The following is a 14,691-nucleotide window of genomic DNA, read 5'->3' as shown; positions in this document are numbered from 1 at the left end:
CTTATATATAAATACTATTTATATGTTAATTTAAGCTATTCATAATAATGATTATCAATATCAAAGGCGTGACCATAAAATATGCAGGAAAATGATTTCTTCACCTGGCGACGCGCAATGTTGTTACGCTTTCAGGAGATGGCGGGAGCAGAGGATGTTTATACTGAATTGCAATATCAGACACAGCGGCTGGAATTTGATTATTATGCCCTGTGTGTTCGTCATCCCGTCCCCTTTACCCGGCCTAAAATATCGCTTCGTACCACTTATCCTCCGGCGTGGGTAACGCATTATCAGTCCGAAAACTATTTCGCGATCGATCCGGTATTAAAGCTGGAAAATTTCAGGCAGGGTCATTTACATTGGGATGACATGCTATTTCATGAAGCGCAGGCGATGTGGGATGCCGCCCAGCGTTTCGGATTACGCAGAGGCGTAACCCAGTGTGTGATGTTGCCGAACCGGGCGCTGGGCTTTTTATCTTTCTCCCGTAGCAGCTTACGCTGCTCCTCGTTTACCTACGATGAAGTGGAGCTGAGGTTGCAACTGCTGGCGCGGGAGAGTCTTTCGGCGCTGACAAGATTTGAAGACGACATGGTGATGGCGCCTGAAATGCGTTTCAGTAAACGTGAGAAAGAGATTCTGAAGTGGACGGCGGAAGGGAAGACCTCATCGGAGATCGCCATTATTCTGTCGATTTCTGAAAATACTGTTAACTTCCATCAGAAAAATATGCAGAAGAAATTCAATGCGCCCAATAAAACACAGATTGCCTGCTACGCTGCGGCGACAGGTCTGATATGACGTGCTGACGATGCTTTGCGCCAGACGCGAAACCGGCTGAAAGCGATGCTAACAGCCGGTTTTTTACTACTGGCGGTAAGCCTGTTTAATTTGCTTAACCGTACTGGAAAATACCGCCGCTTGTGCTTCATCATCCATCTGCGCGATCTGTTTTTCCATTTTAAGAATCACGCGCCCTGCATCGGCCTGGCCCATCGCCTGCAGCATCAGCGTTAACATGGCTTTCAGGCAGTTGACTTCAGTAGCCAGTTCTTGATTATTCTCAGCGGTGGAAAAATCAGGCGTACTCATTTATTTTCCTCGTTATGTTTCAGTGAAAATGTGCGATAGCAGATGTTAAGGCGGCGGAGTATACCATAAGCTACGCTAAAAATAGCAGTGGTTGTTTTTTGATCAAAAAGCTGAGGGGTTACCCACAAAATAAACGTTGCCGCGTGATGCATATATTTTCTTCATTCTTTGTTTATTACGCGTATTTTACTCGTTAATTATTGTTACAAAGTTGATTCCCTAATTAGTGTTTAGACAGCGGAACGTGAAATTTTTGTCACCATTATGAAATAGCTGCGCGGGACAGCGCCGTCAGAAGGGGCTACAACGTTGGCAGTTGCCACATGACGTACAACATAATTTCCAAAAACGAGAGCAAAATCGAATACCCGGTGTTTTTTTACGTTTCAAAGTTGAGATAAAACCAGCTAATATAAGGACGATTAACTATCAGTAGCGTTATCCCTATTCTGGAGATATTCCTTTGATCAACGTTCTTCTTGTTGATGACCACGAACTGGTGCGCGCAGGGATACGACGCATTCTTGAAGATATAAAGGGCATTAAAGTTGTCGGTGAAGCGTGCTGCGGAGAGGATGCGGTAAAATGGTGCCGTACTAACGCCGTTGACGTCGTGCTGATGGATATGAACATGCCCGGTATTGGCGGCCTTGAGGCGACGCGTAAAATTGCCCGATCGACAGCGGATATCAAAGTGATCATGCTGACCGTCCATACGGAGAACCCGTTGCCCGCCAAAGTGATGCAGGCTGGCGCAGCTGGCTATCTCAGCAAAGGCGCTGCGCCTCAGGAGGTGGTGAGCGCTATTCGTTCGGTGTATTCCGGACAACGTTATATCGCCTCCGATATCGCTCAGCAGATGGCGCTCAGTCAGATTGAGCCTGCAAAAACGGAAACGCCGTTCGCCAGTTTGTCTGAACGCGAGTTGCAGATTATGCTGATGATCACCAAGGGTCAGAAGGTCAATGAGATTTCAGAACAGCTGAATCTCAGTCCTAAAACGGTGAACAGCTATCGCTATCGTATGTTCAGTAAATTAAACATTCATGGTGATGTTGAGCTGACTCACCTGGCAATCCGCCATGGCCTGTGTAATGCGGAGACGTTAACAAGCCAGTGAGTGAAATATTTGATGCAAAGGCGTTTTTGAAAACCGTTACCAGCCAACCCGGTGTCTATCGTATGTATGACGCCGGCGGTACGGTTATTTATGTCGGTAAAGCAAAAGACCTGAAAAAGCGTCTTTCCAGCTACTTTCGCAGCAACCTGGCTTCGCGTAAAACCGAAGCGCTAGTTGCGCAAATTCAACACATTGATGTCACGGTAACGCATACCGAAACGGAAGCGCTGCTGCTTGAGCATAATTACATCAAGTTGTATCAACCGCGTTACAACGTGTTGTTGCGTGATGATAAATCCTATCCTTTTATTTTTCTGAGCGGCGATACCCATCCGCGTCTGGCGATGCACCGTGGCGCCAAACATGCGAAAGGCGAGTACTTCGGCCCATTTCCTAATGGCTATGCCGTGCGGGAAACGCTGGCGCTGTTACAGAAAATTTTCCCTATCCGCCAGTGCGAAAACAGCGTATATCGCAACCGCTCGCGTCCTTGCCTGCAATATCAGATTGGCCGCTGTTTAGGCCCCTGCGTTGCAGGACTGGTCAGCGAGGAGGAGTATGCGCAACAGGTGGAGTATGTCCGGTTGTTTTTGTCCGGTAAGGACGACCAGGTCTTAACACAGCTGATTGCCCGGATGGAAAAGGCCAGCCAGGATCTGGCATTTGAAGAGGCGGCGCGTATTCGCGATCAGATCCAGGCGGTACGCCGGGTCACGGAAAAACAGTTTGTCTCCAATGCGGGCGACGATCTCGACGTGATCGGCGTGGCTTTTGATGCGGGTATGGCCTGTGTGCATGTGCTGTTTATTCGCCAGGGTAAGGTGCTGGGCAGCCGCAGCTATTTTCCAAAAGTGCCTGGCGGTACGGAACTGGGCGAAGTGGTGGAAACCTTTGTCGGGCAGTTTTACCTGCAGGGTAGCCAGATGCGCACGCTACCGGGCGAGATACTGCTCGATTTTAATCTTAGTGATAAAACGCTGCTCGCCGACTCGTTGTCGGAACTTGCCGGACGGCGTATTCATGTCCAGACAAAACCGCGTGGCGATCGCGCCCGTTATCTCAAGCTGGCGCGGACCAACGCGGCAACGGCCTTAATCACTAAACTTTCGCAGCAGTCCACCATCACGCAGCGTTTGACTGCGCTGGCGGCGGTATTAAAACTTCCTGCGATCAAGCGGATGGAATGTTTTGACATCAGCCATACCATGGGGGAGCAAACGGTCGCATCCTGTGTGGTATTTGACGCTAACGGGCCGTTACGCGCCGAGTATCGTCGTTATAATATCGCGGGCATCACGCCGGGTGATGACTACGCGGCGATGAATCAGGTGCTACGCCGGCGTTATGGCAAGGCCATAGAAGAAAGTAAGATTCCGGATGTTATTCTGATCGACGGCGGAAAAGGGCAGCTCGCCCAGGCGAAAGCCGTTTTCGCTGAGCTCGATGTCCCCTGGGATAAGCATCGTCCTTTGCTGCTTGGCGTCGCCAAAGGCGCGGACAGAAAGGCCGGTCTGGAAACACTCTTTTTTGAACCGGAAGGCGAGGGGTTTAGCCTGTCGCCGGACTCGCCGGCGCTGCATGTTATTCAGCATATTCGCGATGAGTCGCACGATCACGCGATCGGCGGGCACCGTAAAAAACGCGCGAAGGTTAAAAATACCAGTACGCTGGAAACTATTGAAGGCGTTGGGCCTAAACGTCGCCAGATGCTGCTGAAATATATGGGCGGTTTGCAAGGACTACGTAACGCCAGCGTAGAAGAAATTGCAAAAGTGCCGGGTATTTCGCAAGGTCTGGCAGAAAAGATCTTCTGGTCGTTGAAACATTGAGGCCACTGTAGCAACATAGAGGTAATTTCACTGACAACAGATAGTTACCCGTCACTATGCAATTTAATATCCCTACGTTGCTCACGCTGTTTCGCGTCATCCTGATTCCATTCTTTGTCGTGGTGTTTTATTTGCCGTTCGCCTGGGCGCCGATGGTCAGCGCGCTGATTTTCTGTATTGCCGCGATTACCGACTGGTTTGACGGCTTTCTGGCGCGACGCTGGAACCAGAGTACGCGTTTCGGCGCTTTCCTCGACCCCGTCGCCGACAAGGTGCTGGTGGCGATCGCCATGGTACTGGTCACCGAGCATTATCATAGCTGGTGGGTGACGTTACCTGCGGCGACGATGATAGCCCGCGAAATTATTATCTCTGCTCTGCGTGAATGGATGGCGGAGCTGGGCAAACGCAGTAGTGTAGCGGTCTCCTTGATCGGTAAAGTCAAAACTACCGCGCAGATGGTGGCGCTGGCGTGGCTCTTGTGGCGTCCGAATATCTGGGTAGAGTATGCCGGGATCGCGCTTTTCTTTGTCGCAGCGGTGCTAACATTGTGGTCCATGTTGCAATATTTGAGCGCTGCACGTGGAGATTTGCTTGATCAGTGATCGTTTCGCCGCAAATTTCAGCAAACGATCGTGAGTGACGAAAAATATCGTTGACTCAGTGCGTCAGGTAAGTAGAATGCAACGCATCGAACGGCAGCACTGATTGCCAGACGATAACAAAATCAAGTGATTAACAAAGTTGCTTGATACTGCGGGAATAGCTCAGTTGGTAGAGCACGACCTTGCCAAGGTCGGGGTCGCGAGTTCGAGTCTCGTTTCCCGCTCCAGTTTAAAAGCATTGGCGTAAAGCGGATGCTGGCTGAAAAGCAAAAAAAATTTGGCGCGTTAACAAAGCGGTTATGTAGCGGATTGCAAATCCGTCTAGTCCGGTTCGACTCCGGAACGCGCCTCCAATTTTTCCCGAGCCCGGATGGTGGAATCGGTAGACACAAGGGATTTAAAATCCCTCGGCGTTCGCGCTGTGCGGGTTCAAGTCCCGCTCCGGGTACCATGGGAAAGACAAGAATAATCAAAGCAATAAGCAGTGTCGTGAAACCACCTACGGGTGGTTTTTTTGTGCCTTCAATTTGTATGCCGACCGCGAGCGTGAACTTTCCAGCGCGATACACAGTAAAAAACATCGGTAGCGGCATTTCTGCCAGTACAACAGTTATGTGCTACCGACCCGCAAGAACTTATGCCTGGTAATTACTAAACGTCGGGTAAATCAGCCGATAAAATCCATTAATCTCTATAAAAAATGCTGATATGTTTTATGCCTGCTTTATTAAAGAGAGTAGGTCTGCCAGTGAAATATACCGATAATGCAAAATTATTTATTAGCTTCATTAATATTGGGATTGTAGGTTGTGCTTTGCTACTTTTTTTTATTTTGTATGAGCCTGAGAGTGCAATCGTAACCTACTCTCTTCCCGGTGAGCTTTCCTCTTCGACATGTGATGCGCGTAATTTTATTGGCTACGTCGATGAAAATGACTTTGCAGAGTATATAAAAAAAGTAGAACTGACGCGCTACAGTATGTATTGTCTGAAAAAAACAGGGGCGGGCCAGTGGAGTATTTATGCAAATTAAACGAGTATAAAACTGTTCAGGGGGTGTTTTCTGCACAATTTAATTAAAGGTAGATAGCGAACTAATATTCATCACAAGGTAATGTGATCCGCTTCATGCTTTAATCACGTTTTGCAATATTGTCTTAATAACAGGTCAACTACAGATAATTTCGGGTTTTCGTGAATGGCGGTTTTGGTCAGTCTCTATATTATGCTTTCCCCGCTTTACGGAGATGATGATGCAAAAGAAAACCTGGGCCGTTTTATTGATACCATTGTGCCTCACCGCTTGCCACCAGACGACCAACCGATCAACAGCCAAAGATGAAATTCTCACAGGGAGCTATATTGACCCGACAAAAACACGCTTTCCGTTAGCGGATTATTCACAGTCGGTTGATAAATGGATACCTCCGGACTCGGCTGATTACACTATTCCGGTTATTGATAGTGCTACCCAACAACGCTACTTTAACGCACTAAAATCTCATTATTTCGGAATGGACAGTGAAGCGCACTCGCCGTGGAATGGTTTTTATATTACCGCATTGCTGAAAAAAAACGCAGCACAGGTCCGGGATGCCAGTATTAAGCAGTTTCTTAGCGACGGCAGTGCTTATTGGGGGGAAAACTTCAGACTTTATACCTCTCGCTGGAAAGAGGAGGTTAGAGGGAATACGGATACGCAGATTGACAATATCTATCATGCCTCCCGGCGAGGCATTATGGTCAGGGAAAGTTTAGTCAGAGCGCTGCCAACGGACGACCCGCTCTTTAACGATCCCCGTCAGGCGGGCGAGGGGTACCCGTTTGATAATTTACAAATGTCTTCGCTGCGTCCCGGTACGCCGGTCTATACGCTGACGAAGAGCAAAGACCAACGCTGGCAATATGTCGTTTCACCAGCGGTAACTGGCTGGGTTCATAGTGAAGATATTGCCAGTACGGATCAGAAATTTATAACACAGTGGGTTTTGCTCGCTCACAAGCAACTGGGGGCATTTATCAACGCGCCGGTTTCTGTCCATGCCGCAGGCGTCTATTATTTCACCGGGCGACCGGGCACTATTTTACCGTTCCGACATCAACGGGCGGGCCAGTTCCTGATTGCGGCGCCAGTTCGCGGCAGCAACGGTCGCGCGTTTATCCATTGGGTCTGGCTAAGCGGTAACGAGTTTACGGCTATGCCGTGGAAAATGACGCCGGAAAATATCGCCGTGCTAATGAAAGCAATGCACGGCGCCCCCTACGGTTGGGGAAATTTTAACTTTTATAATGATTGTTCAGCCGAAGTCCGCAGCCTGTTAATGCCGTTTGGCATATTCCTGCCCAGACATTCATCGGCGCAGGTAGAGGCGGCTGGACGGGTGGTCGATCTTAGTCATAAAAATCCCCAAATGCGGATCGATTATCTCACCAGATACGGAAAAGCGTTTACTACGCTGGTCTATATTCCAGGGCATATTATGCTGTATATCGGTAACACAACCATGAATGGGCAGGTCGTGCCGATGACTTATCAGAATATCTGGGGATTGCGCCCAAACCATGCTAATAGCCGGAGCATTATCGGTGAGGCAGTATTTTTGCCGTTACTGCGTTTTTATCCTGAAAATCCTGAGCTGATATCGCTGGCTGGTAAGGTTCTGTTTAAGCTTGGTTATATAGAATAGGTTGACAAACTGTGTTATCGCGGAAGATATGATTAAGGCAACCGTGCTCGTGGATATAAAGAGAGTATCCCTGTAAACTGTGTCTGAAAAAAGTATGCGCTATAGTGCGGGCTGTTTATTTGAAATACTATCTGGAGCTGATTCTGGATGTGATTATGTGCCTCACACATTGAAGTGAGAGTTATTGTTGGCGGTATCTGGCTGGAGGCTGGGTGGTAAAAAGACGTAATTTATTGCATTTTAATAACGGTGCCCGGTCAGAGCGCGATCTTGGGGATCTGGTCACTAAAGTTTTTGAGAAAGCGGCGAAAAAAGAACCGCAACCGCTATACACATTTAGCCTGCCGTTGCTGAGTGTGCAGGATGAGATCCGTGTTTACTGTAAGAAAAAAAATATCAAAATAGGGTACGATACGCTGTTTATGGAAATAACCTTTTCTGCTGACAGAGAAGCGGTAGACGAACTCATTAAACACTTTTTTACTGAAAATAAACTCTATTTGAGAGGGCGGTTTTATCTGTCCGCGGCGGTGGTATAAGTTAGCATGAGTATAATATAGCGAGAAACCCATCTCTCGCTTTTGTGTGGGGCGAGCGCTTCCTGGCGGAAAATCTGCGCCCTGATCCTCCTTTTGTGCGTTAACTTCCGGAATCCTCCTCATTTCGTGTTAATCTGGCCCCTGATGGTTGCCATCCAAACTGCCTGCAAAAAAATTATTTTTATCCGCTGCAATGTAAGAGGCCTACAGGCGGAAGTCATCACTGAGGAAAAGCGTTATGAAAATGGAACCATTAAACGAGAACGAGCTGGAATGGCTGGATGATGTGCTGACGAAATACAATACCGATCAGGCCATTTTGGATGTCGCGGAGCTGGACGGTCTGATTACTGCGGTACTAAGTTCTCCACGTCCCATCGAGCCGGAACAGTGGCTGGTCGCGATATGGGGGGGACCCGCGTACGTACCGCGCTGGACATCTGAAAAAGAAATGACGCGATTTATGGATCTGGTGTTCCAGCACATGGCGGACACAGCCGCCCGGCTTGAAGACTATCCAGAACAGTTCGAGCCGCTGTTTGGCCTGCGAGAAGTTGATGGCCATGAATTAACGATTGTTGAAGAATGGTGCTTTGGTTACATGCGCGGAGTGTCGCTGTCCGACTGGTCTGACTTGCCGGATACGCTAAAACCGGCGCTGGAAGCGATTGCCTTACACGGCACTGAAGAAAACTTTGCGCTGTTGGATAAAATGAGCCCGGAAGCGTTCGATAAAAGCGTTGACGCTATCCGTATCGCGGCGCTTGAGCTGCATGCCTGGTGGATGGCGCATCCGCACACGACGCCGCTACAGATGCCGATAAAAGCAGAGGTGAAAGTGGGGCGTAACGATCCTTGTCCATGCGGGAGCGGCAAAAAATTTAAGCAGTGCTGCCTGCATTAATGGCTCGTAAACGGCCATAGCGTGATGATTATCGAGCCTGGACGGCGTCCGGGCCCGGTAATCTTTGCCTGGCATTAACCTGGATCGGGCAGAAACCCCAGTGCGATCGAAAACTGGACGCCAATCACGACAATGCCGCAGATAAACACCAGCGCCAGCGCTGGCGTGCCGCCTGCCACACGATATCCCGCCTGAGGGCTCTGTTTACGGCATTGCCAGACCAGCATGGCAGGGATGAGTAGTGCCAGCACTGCCAGCGCTACGCCGGCATAGCCTAATGCCATCACAAATCCACGTGGGTAGAAAAGCGCAAACGCCAGCGGCGGCAGAAAGGTAATCAGCCCGGTTTGCAGGCGTCCGGACACCGTACTGCGGCGCTGGAATAGATCGGCCAGGTAATCAAATAATCCTAGCGCTACGCCCAGAAAAGAGGTCGCCAGCGCCAGATCGGCGAACAGGTGGACCGCCAGTTCGACATGTGGCGAAGCGACCACTTCTCTGAGCGCCTGCAGCAGGCCATTTAACCCGGCATGGCTGGCCAGTAGCCCTCTGAATGTCGGCGAGTCGATACTTCCCAGCGTGGCGAGCTGCCAAAAAATATAGGCCACTAACGGAATGGCGCTACCCGTCATAAAGACCCAACGCAGCCGGCGAATATTGCCGTTCATATAACTCACAATACTCGGCACGCTTCCGTGAAAACCAAACGAGGTGAAAATGACCGGTATGGCGGATAACGCCAGCCCCTGCTGTAAAGGAAGCGTAAGAAGATTTACTTTATGAATATGTGGCGTGAGCAACGCAAGCATGATGACCAGAAAAATGATCTTCGCGCTAAACAGGAAGCGGTTAAAAAGGTCGACCAGCGAGGTGCCCACACATACCACCCCACCGGCAACAAAGGTGAACAGCAGTACTCCGGCAGCGGGCGAGAGCGTGGCGCCAAGCCAGTTATTAATACTGGATGCCAGTAATTCTCCGGCTCCGGAAATGTAGGCGGCGGTGAGCGCATACATTAAGAACATCATACTGAATCCCGTAAGCCACTGTCCGTAACGTCCAAGATAGCGTTTTGCCAACGAGCCCAGCCCGGTATCCGCCGGAACGTGTTGATATACCTCCAGTAATAGTAGCGCGGTATAACACATCAGCGCCCACAGGCCACTCAACAATCCCAGCGTGACGCTGAAACCAACGCCAGCCGCTGCCAGCGGCATTGCCAGCATCCCGGCGCCGATAGTGGTGCCTGCCACGATAAAAATACTGCCCAGAGTTCTGTTTTTCACGCTTTCTACTACCCCGGTAACAAAGAACGGTGATATCCGCGGCGCAGGGTAAGGCATTACGCTATTTTCGTCAAATGGTCGTTACAATGGGTGTACTGTAAAATTTACAGTTTCGGGCATAAAAGCGAATATGAGAGGAGACGCGGACAACCGCCGCAAACCTGCGCTAGCGCAAAGTCGCTCGCACACGGACACATTAGGCTACGAGTTTTATTCAGGAGGGGTTATGGATTCCATTCACGGTCACGAAGTGCTCAACATGATGATTGAGTCTGGCGAGCAGTACACGCATACCTCGCTGGAGGCGGCAATAAAAGCGCGCTTTGGCGAGCGGGCACGATTTCACACCTGTTCAGCGTCAGATATGACGGCGGCAGAACTGGTCGCGTTTCTGGCGGCGAAAGGAAAGTTTATTGCCGTGGAGGACGGTTTTTCAACGCATGAGAGTAAAATCTGCCGCCATTAATACGCCACGGTGAGAGCGCGTCTCACCGTGTAAGGACGTGCTGGATTAATTTTGCGTATCCAGGGTGGAGAGTTCTTTATCAATGAAATAAAGCCCTTCGCCGCTTTTTCCCGCCAGCGTTAATTTATCAATAATAGATTTGAATAATTTTTCTTCTTCATGCTGTTCTGCCACATACCACTGCAAGAAATTAAATGTCGGATAATCCTGGCTGGTCATTGCGGCATGAGCCAGTTCATTAATTTTTTGCGTAATAAGCTGCTCATGCTCATAGGTCGCGCGGAACAGTTCATCCAGTGAGGTGTACTCAGCGAAGGGCGAAGAAACGGTATTAATGCGCGGCAGGCTTCCGGTATCGGTAAGGTAGTCAAACAGGCGCTGCATATGCGTCATCTCTTCTTGCGCATGGCGACGAAGAAATGCGGCCGCGCCTTCAAAACTATGATAGCTACACCACGCGCTCATTTGTTGATAGAGCAGGGAGGAGTACAACTCCAGATTCATTTGCTCATTCAGTTTGTCGATCATTTCTGTTTTCAGCATGGTTCCGCTCCACAAATAGCAAAAGATATACGGTAATGTGGCGCCACTATAATTTGTTATTTTATTATTTGCAAAAGGTAAAATATTAAATTTAATTATTAAAAATACGAATGGGAATAAAACGCATTAACGCCAGTGTATAGCGTATAAAAATAAAGAAAAGCCAGCACCTTCATGCTGGCAATAGCGACCCTGCACTCTCCTCCATTGTACATGGTGTCGGCGTTAAGCCAGCCGCCTTAATAATAAAGCGGCATGATTTGCGGGACGGCAACGCCCCGGCACTGCCAGGAGAGGGTAAATCGGGTGTTCAGACACAACGAGCCCGCATAAATGCTACAGGTTCCTACCGGCTGACCAAACGAAACGGCATCGGCATAGCCCATCTGCTGGCATTCGCGTGTTGCGGTCCCGTGAGATACATAGTCATCTGTCCGTGAAGTAAAAAATAGCGGCTGGTTATACGTCAGGCGCACGATGCCGCTTATCGGGCTGGCTTCGCTGACCTGCGCTTGTCGAGTAATGGTGCATCCCGTCAGGGCTAGCAGTGAAAGAGTAAAAATAAGAGGCTTCATAAAATCGCTCCGACAATTCGGTATCAGACCATGCTACCTCGTGTCTTGCACCGTCAATGGCTGGAATAACTTACGGATTCGCCTTGATTAAAGGTAACGGCAGGGGATTTACAGCGGGAACAGAAAATGTGTGAGCGTCTCTTCATTTAATGAAACTTCGTTTTATTAAATTTGAATGCGTGTTCTTAAGTGTGTAGTGTGGGCAAAACGTCATGATTTACGCAGACGCGACCGTCTGCATTCAGGAGGAACACGATGAAAATTGCACTGATGATGGAAAATAGCCAGGCCAGCAAAAATGCCATCATTTATAACGAACTTAGCGCCGTCGCCAATGAAAAGGGATTTCCCGTTTTTAACGTCGGCATGTGCGACGAAAATGACCATCACCTGACGTACATTCATTTAGGCATCATGGCGAGTATTCTGCTTAATGCAAACGCGGTTGATTTTGTGGTTACTGGCTGTGGCACCGGTCAGGGCGCGCTGATGTCGTTAAATATTCATCCAGGTGTCATTTGTGGCTATTGCATCGATCCGGCAGATGCTTTTCTGTTTGCGCAGATCAACAACGGCAATGCGTTGTCCCTGCCATTTGCGAAAGGCTTTGGCTGGGGCGCTGAGCTGAACGTGCGTTTCATCTTTGAAAAAGCGTTTACCGGGCGTAAAGGCGAGGGGTATCCGCCTGAGCGCAAAGCGCCGCAGGTACGCAATGCGGGCATTTTGAATCAGGTTAAGGCCGCGGTCGTCAAAGAGAATTATCTGGATACACTACGGGCTATCGATCCTGAACTGGTTAAAACGGCGGTTTCAGGGCCGCGTTTCCAGCAATGTTTGTTTGAAAACGGCCAGAATAAAGAAATAGAAGCGTTTGTACGTGAGATGCTGGGGTAATGCCTGGACAAGACAGAGGCGTTTCGCGCCTGTCGGCTGGCATGATGTGCCGATAATACGCCAGTAGCGACAGGCACCACCTCTGGCAAACAGATCAGAAACGGTGTAGGCCGGATAAGCTGCTTCGCGTTGCTATCCGGCTAATAACGTCTCAATATTGTCGCTCGGGGAGCCGCTATCAGTGATGCTGATAGGTCACGACGTTAAGGAGATGCTGATCGGTTTGCGCCAGACATAACCCTGCTCGTTTAGCGCTGCGAACTTCTTCGAGAATAGTTTGTAAAAGTACGCCATCCTGCTGCTGCTCTTTTTCCAGGGTATGGAGAAAATCGAGCGTTGAGGCATCATTCAGCGCTTTCGCTTCATCTGCCAGACGCGACAGCGTGCTGGCGCGTTGCTGATAATCCTCCAGGGTTTTCTGGAACAATTCTTCCAGAGAGCAGAGCTCTTCACCCGGAACGTCAATGGCTTTAACGATAGGGGTGGCGCCGGCGTTTTTCATAAAATTAAACATGCGCATCATTTGCGTCACGTTGCCTTGCGCCTGGGTACGAAGAAAGGTGGCGGTGCCTGTTAAACTGTGTTCAGAACACCATTCGCTTAGATGGAGGTAAAGATTTGATGCGTAAAACTCAAGGTTCATTGGCGTGTTGAGCTTTTGAACCATTCCTACAGCTGCCATAACAATATCCTTATTTCCAGAAAGTGTTGATGTGCATGACAGACGAGAATGCAACGGGCCGTTGTCACATTCTTACCTCTATGCACAATAAATACTCTTAGCAGAAGAACTCCGTTCCGCCAGTCCCTTATGCGATCTCATTTCCTGTTTATCGATCGGTAATGAGAATAGCGCGTCAATAAAAATAAGAAAATCCTTAAATGCAATTGTTTATCTTTTTTTACATTTTCAGCGGTGTGATTTTTTCAGGTGTAATGATTTTGAGTGTAGAGAAATTGCAACCGTTTGAAAGTTAAATGATATTATATGGATTTATGGTTTATGAAACATTGTTTCAGATCATGGGGTGAGTCTTTCAAGTATGGTAATTTCAATAAAATAAACATTAGCCAGTCTGGATATCACACGCATAAACGGTTGAGAGCAAATATGCCTGTTTTTATAAACTAGCCGGTTTTGCGGTAGATCATTTTTAATGTCATTAATCATACGAGCACGTTATTCGGTTGAGCACAGTTTTGATGGGTGACTCGTTAACAAGGAGCAGTCAATGAAAAAGGTCGCGGTGCTGTTGGCACCAGGATTTGAAGAAGCAGAGGCCATTGTTACTCTTGATATTCTGCGACGTTTGCATATCGACGTCGAAACGCTGGCGTGTGCTGAATCACGGGCGGTGGTGAGTTACCATGATATTCCTATGGTTGCGGACAGCACGCTGAGTGAACGCCAGCAGGCGCTTTTCGATGCGGTAGTGCTGCCGGGCGGTCCGCAGGGGAGCGCTAATCTGGCGGCTAATCCGGCGGTGATCGCTTTCGTTGCGCGTCATGATGCGGCAGGCAAATTTATTTGTCCTATCTGTTCCGCGGCGGCAAGGGTGCTGGGTGCTCACGGATTGTTGAAGGGGCGTCGTTATGTCTGTTCCGGCGACCTGTGGAAAGCGGTTCCGGAAGGTGTCTATGTGGATGCGCCCGTGGTTGAAGATGGTAATTTAATTAGCGGCAAAGGGTTGGGTCATGTCTTTGATTTCGCGCTAACCCTTTCCGCCAGACTGCTGGGAGACGATGCGCCGGTTCGCGAACAGGCTGAACATATCTATTATCCCTGGTAATCGTTATTCACCCAGGGCCGTAAGGATTAGCTGGCTGATGTTATGGATTAATGTGCTGGCTTTCCTGCCTTTTGGCTGATGAATTCGCTCTGGGTTATGTCATGCTGGCTAATGACTTCCCTGGGTTATGAGTTAATCGTTATTTCTGCGTGTGTCTTAGGGGGGATTCCTGAAAGGCGGCCTCGGAAAAATCTCATATGTGGTGGCGAGCGTACTGATATCAGAAACGGTGGAGAACGCGATGAACCTGCTCAACATTTCACCTTTTGCACAGTACGTGGTTCGCGGCTGAATCCTTCTGACAACAGTTATCTTCGACCATTATAAGCAAAAAGCGAAGCGTACGATTTGATGAATT

General features: G+C 49.0%; 17 protein-coding genes, 3 tRNA genes and 1 pseudogene. 15 read left to right on the top strand and 6 right to left on the bottom strand.

All coding sequences use genetic code 11. The annotated features are described in order from the left end of the window. Positions 1–81: 81 nt before the first annotated feature. Positions 82–804, top strand: coding sequence for a transcriptional regulator SdiA (gene sdiA, locus ACLJTG_RS04275; RefSeq protein WP_079951063.1), 723 nt, complete (start codon positions 82–84; stop codon positions 802–804). Positions 805–870: 66 nt separating this feature from the next. Here the strand turns inward: sdiA and ACLJTG_RS04270 are convergent, their stop codons facing one another. Together ACLJTG_RS04270 and ACLJTG_RS04265 are read right to left on the bottom strand one after the other, a co-directional pair. Further along, positions 871–1,095, bottom strand: a complete 225-nt coding sequence (locus ACLJTG_RS04270) for a DUF2594 family protein (protein ID WP_000106483.1) — start codon at positions 1,093–1,095, stop codon at positions 871–873. Continuing rightward, positions 1,092–1,247, bottom strand: coding sequence for a hypothetical protein (locus ACLJTG_RS04265; protein ID WP_079950368.1), 156 nt, complete (start codon positions 1,245–1,247; stop codon positions 1,092–1,094). Before ACLJTG_RS04265 ends, ACLJTG_RS04270 begins: the two co-directional genes overlap by 4 nt. Before the next feature lie 311 nt (positions 1,248–1,558). Here ACLJTG_RS04265 and uvrY point away from each other — a divergent pair, with 311 nt between their 5' ends. The 10 genes from uvrY (at position 1,559) to ACLJTG_RS04215 (ending at position 8,779) form a co-directional block, all read left to right on the top strand. Beyond that, positions 1,559–2,215 (top strand): UvrY/SirA/GacA family response regulator transcription factor, encoded by a 657-nt coding sequence (gene uvrY / locus ACLJTG_RS04260; protein WP_000611323.1) that lies wholly within the window; start codon positions 1,559–1,561, stop codon positions 2,213–2,215. After that, a complete protein-coding gene (gene uvrC / locus ACLJTG_RS04255) occupies positions 2,212–4,044 on the top strand; it encodes an excinuclease ABC subunit UvrC (RefSeq protein WP_179669614.1) in 1,833 nt (610 codons plus the stop codon). The genes uvrY and uvrC overlap by 4 nt, the downstream gene beginning before the upstream one ends. 56 nt (positions 4,045–4,100) lie before the next feature. Continuing rightward, complete coding sequence (pgsA, locus tag ACLJTG_RS04250) at positions 4,101–4,649, top strand: CDP-diacylglycerol--glycerol-3-phosphate 3-phosphatidyltransferase (protein ID WP_198898151.1); 549 nt, start codon at positions 4,101–4,103, stop codon at positions 4,647–4,649. Positions 4,650–4,800: 151 nt separating this feature from the next. Further along, positions 4,801–4,876 (top strand) — tRNA-Gly (locus ACLJTG_RS04245). Between the two features lie 52 nt (positions 4,877–4,928). After that, positions 4,929–5,002: transfer RNA gene (locus ACLJTG_RS04240), tRNA-Cys, on the top strand. Positions 5,003–5,013: 11 nt separating this feature from the next. After that, positions 5,014–5,100 (top strand) — tRNA-Leu (locus ACLJTG_RS04235). 249 nt (positions 5,101–5,349) lie between these two features. Beyond that, positions 5,350–5,682 carry a hypothetical protein gene (locus tag ACLJTG_RS04230; protein WP_001669250.1) on the top strand — a complete coding sequence of 111 codons (333 nt, stop codon included), beginning with the start codon at positions 5,350–5,352 and terminating at the stop codon, positions 5,680–5,682. A 214-nt stretch (positions 5,683–5,896) separates the two neighbouring features. Further along, a complete protein-coding gene (locus tag ACLJTG_RS04225; RefSeq protein ID WP_079950369.1) occupies positions 5,897–7,336 on the top strand; it encodes an SH3 domain-containing C40 family peptidase in 1,440 nt (479 codons plus the stop codon). 212 nt (positions 7,337–7,548) lie between these two features. After that, the gene (locus ACLJTG_RS04220) at positions 7,549–7,875 is read left to right on the top strand and encodes a glucose-6-phosphate dehydrogenase (RefSeq protein ID WP_000240837.1); all 327 of its coding nucleotides are present in this window, start codon (positions 7,549–7,551) and stop codon (positions 7,873–7,875) included. 238 nt (positions 7,876–8,113) lie between these two features. Then, positions 8,114–8,779 (top strand): YecA family protein, encoded by a 666-nt coding sequence (locus tag ACLJTG_RS04215; protein WP_000781521.1) that lies wholly within the window; start codon positions 8,114–8,116, stop codon positions 8,777–8,779. A 74-nt stretch (positions 8,780–8,853) separates the two neighbouring features. Here the strand turns inward: ACLJTG_RS04215 and tyrP are convergent, their stop codons facing one another. Beyond that, a complete protein-coding gene (gene tyrP / locus ACLJTG_RS04210) occupies positions 8,854–10,065 on the bottom strand; it encodes a tyrosine transporter TyrP (protein WP_198898150.1) in 1,212 nt (403 codons plus the stop codon). Positions 10,066–10,291: 226 nt separating this feature from the next. On the opposite strand from tyrP, the gene ACLJTG_RS04205 reads away from it, so the two are divergent. Beyond that, positions 10,292–10,531: a YecH family metal-binding protein gene (locus ACLJTG_RS04205; RefSeq protein WP_000377238.1), complete on the top strand. Its 240-nt coding sequence runs from the start codon at positions 10,292–10,294 to the stop codon at positions 10,529–10,531. 45 nt (positions 10,532–10,576) lie between these two features. Here ACLJTG_RS04205 and ftnA read toward each other — a convergent pair whose 3' ends face one another. Together ftnA and ACLJTG_RS04195 are read right to left on the bottom strand one after the other, a co-directional pair. Further along, positions 10,577–11,074 (bottom strand): non-heme ferritin, encoded by a 498-nt coding sequence (gene ftnA / locus ACLJTG_RS04200; RefSeq protein ID WP_000920619.1) that lies wholly within the window; start codon positions 11,072–11,074, stop codon positions 10,577–10,579. Between the two features lie 239 nt (positions 11,075–11,313). Continuing rightward, positions 11,314–11,649 (bottom strand): YecR-like lipofamily protein, encoded by a 336-nt coding sequence (locus tag ACLJTG_RS04195; RefSeq protein ID WP_000803229.1) that lies wholly within the window; start codon positions 11,647–11,649, stop codon positions 11,314–11,316. A 255-nt stretch (positions 11,650–11,904) separates the two neighbouring features. On the opposite strand from ACLJTG_RS04195, the gene ACLJTG_RS04190 reads away from it, so the two are divergent. Then, a complete protein-coding gene (locus ACLJTG_RS04190; RefSeq protein ID WP_000684804.1) occupies positions 11,905–12,543 on the top strand; it encodes an RpiB/LacA/LacB family sugar-phosphate isomerase in 639 nt (212 codons plus the stop codon). Between the two features lie 178 nt (positions 12,544–12,721). Here ACLJTG_RS04190 and ACLJTG_RS04185 read toward each other — a convergent pair whose 3' ends face one another. Further along, entirely contained in the window at positions 12,722–13,225 is a 504-nt protein-coding gene (locus tag ACLJTG_RS04185) for a non-heme ferritin-like protein (protein ID WP_000741707.1), read from the bottom strand. A 550-nt stretch (positions 13,226–13,775) separates the two neighbouring features. Here ACLJTG_RS04185 and ACLJTG_RS04180 point away from each other — a divergent pair. Together ACLJTG_RS04180 and araH are read left to right on the top strand one after the other, a co-directional pair. Next, complete coding sequence (locus tag ACLJTG_RS04180; protein WP_000754796.1) at positions 13,776–14,333, top strand: DJ-1/PfpI family protein; 558 nt, start codon at positions 13,776–13,778, stop codon at positions 14,331–14,333. Between the two features lie 111 nt (positions 14,334–14,444). Beyond that, positions 14,445–14,625: pseudogene (gene araH, locus ACLJTG_RS04175) on the top strand (L-arabinose ABC transporter permease AraH); the annotation flags it as partial. Positions 14,626–14,691 lie beyond the last annotated feature (66 nt).

The organism is Salmonella sp. SAL00672 (assembly GCF_046552175.1).
Classification (GTDB): Bacteria; Pseudomonadota; Gammaproteobacteria; order Enterobacterales; family Enterobacteriaceae; genus Salmonella; species Salmonella enterica.
Note: the sequence above shows the minus strand (reverse complement) of the source record. Positions and strands in the feature narration are given on the sequence as shown.

Bases quoted from the DNA above. Each gene is read 5' to 3' on its own strand.
- sdiA (WP_079951063.1), top strand. From the start codon at position 82: ATGCAGGAAAATGATTTCTTCACCTGGCGACGCGCAATGTTGTTACGC.
- ACLJTG_RS04270 (WP_000106483.1), bottom strand. From the start codon at position 1,095: ATGAGTACGCCTGATTTTTCCACCGCTGAGAATAATCAAGAACTGGCT.
- ACLJTG_RS04215 (WP_000781521.1), top strand. From the start codon at position 8,114: ATGAAAATGGAACCATTAAACGAGAACGAGCTGGAATGGCTGGATGAT.
- ACLJTG_RS04180 (WP_000754796.1), top strand. From the start codon at position 13,776: ATGAAAAAGGTCGCGGTGCTGTTGGCACCAGGATTTGAAGAAGCAGAG.
- ACLJTG_RS04185 (WP_000741707.1), bottom strand. From the start codon at position 13,225: ATGGCAGCTGTAGGAATGGTTCAAAAGCTCAACACGCCAATGAACCTT.
- ftnA (WP_000920619.1), bottom strand. From the start codon at position 11,074: ATGCTGAAAACAGAAATGATCGACAAACTGAATGAGCAAATGAATCTG.
- ACLJTG_RS04190 (WP_000684804.1), top strand. From the start codon at position 11,905: ATGAAAATTGCACTGATGATGGAAAATAGCCAGGCCAGCAAAAATGCC.
- ACLJTG_RS04265 (WP_079950368.1), bottom strand. From the start codon at position 1,247: ATGCATCACGCGGCAACGTTTATTTTGTGGGTAACCCCTCAGCTTTTT.
- ACLJTG_RS04205 (WP_000377238.1), top strand. From the start codon at position 10,292: ATGGATTCCATTCACGGTCACGAAGTGCTCAACATGATGATTGAGTCT.
- pgsA (WP_198898151.1), top strand. From the start codon at position 4,101: ATGCAATTTAATATCCCTACGTTGCTCACGCTGTTTCGCGTCATCCTG.
- ACLJTG_RS04225 (WP_079950369.1), top strand. From the start codon at position 5,897: ATGATGATGCAAAAGAAAACCTGGGCCGTTTTATTGATACCATTGTGC.
- ACLJTG_RS04195 (WP_000803229.1), bottom strand. From the start codon at position 11,649: ATGAAGCCTCTTATTTTTACTCTTTCACTGCTAGCCCTGACGGGATGC.
- ACLJTG_RS04230 (WP_001669250.1), top strand. From the start codon at position 5,350: ATGCTGATATGTTTTATGCCTGCTTTATTAAAGAGAGTAGGTCTGCCA.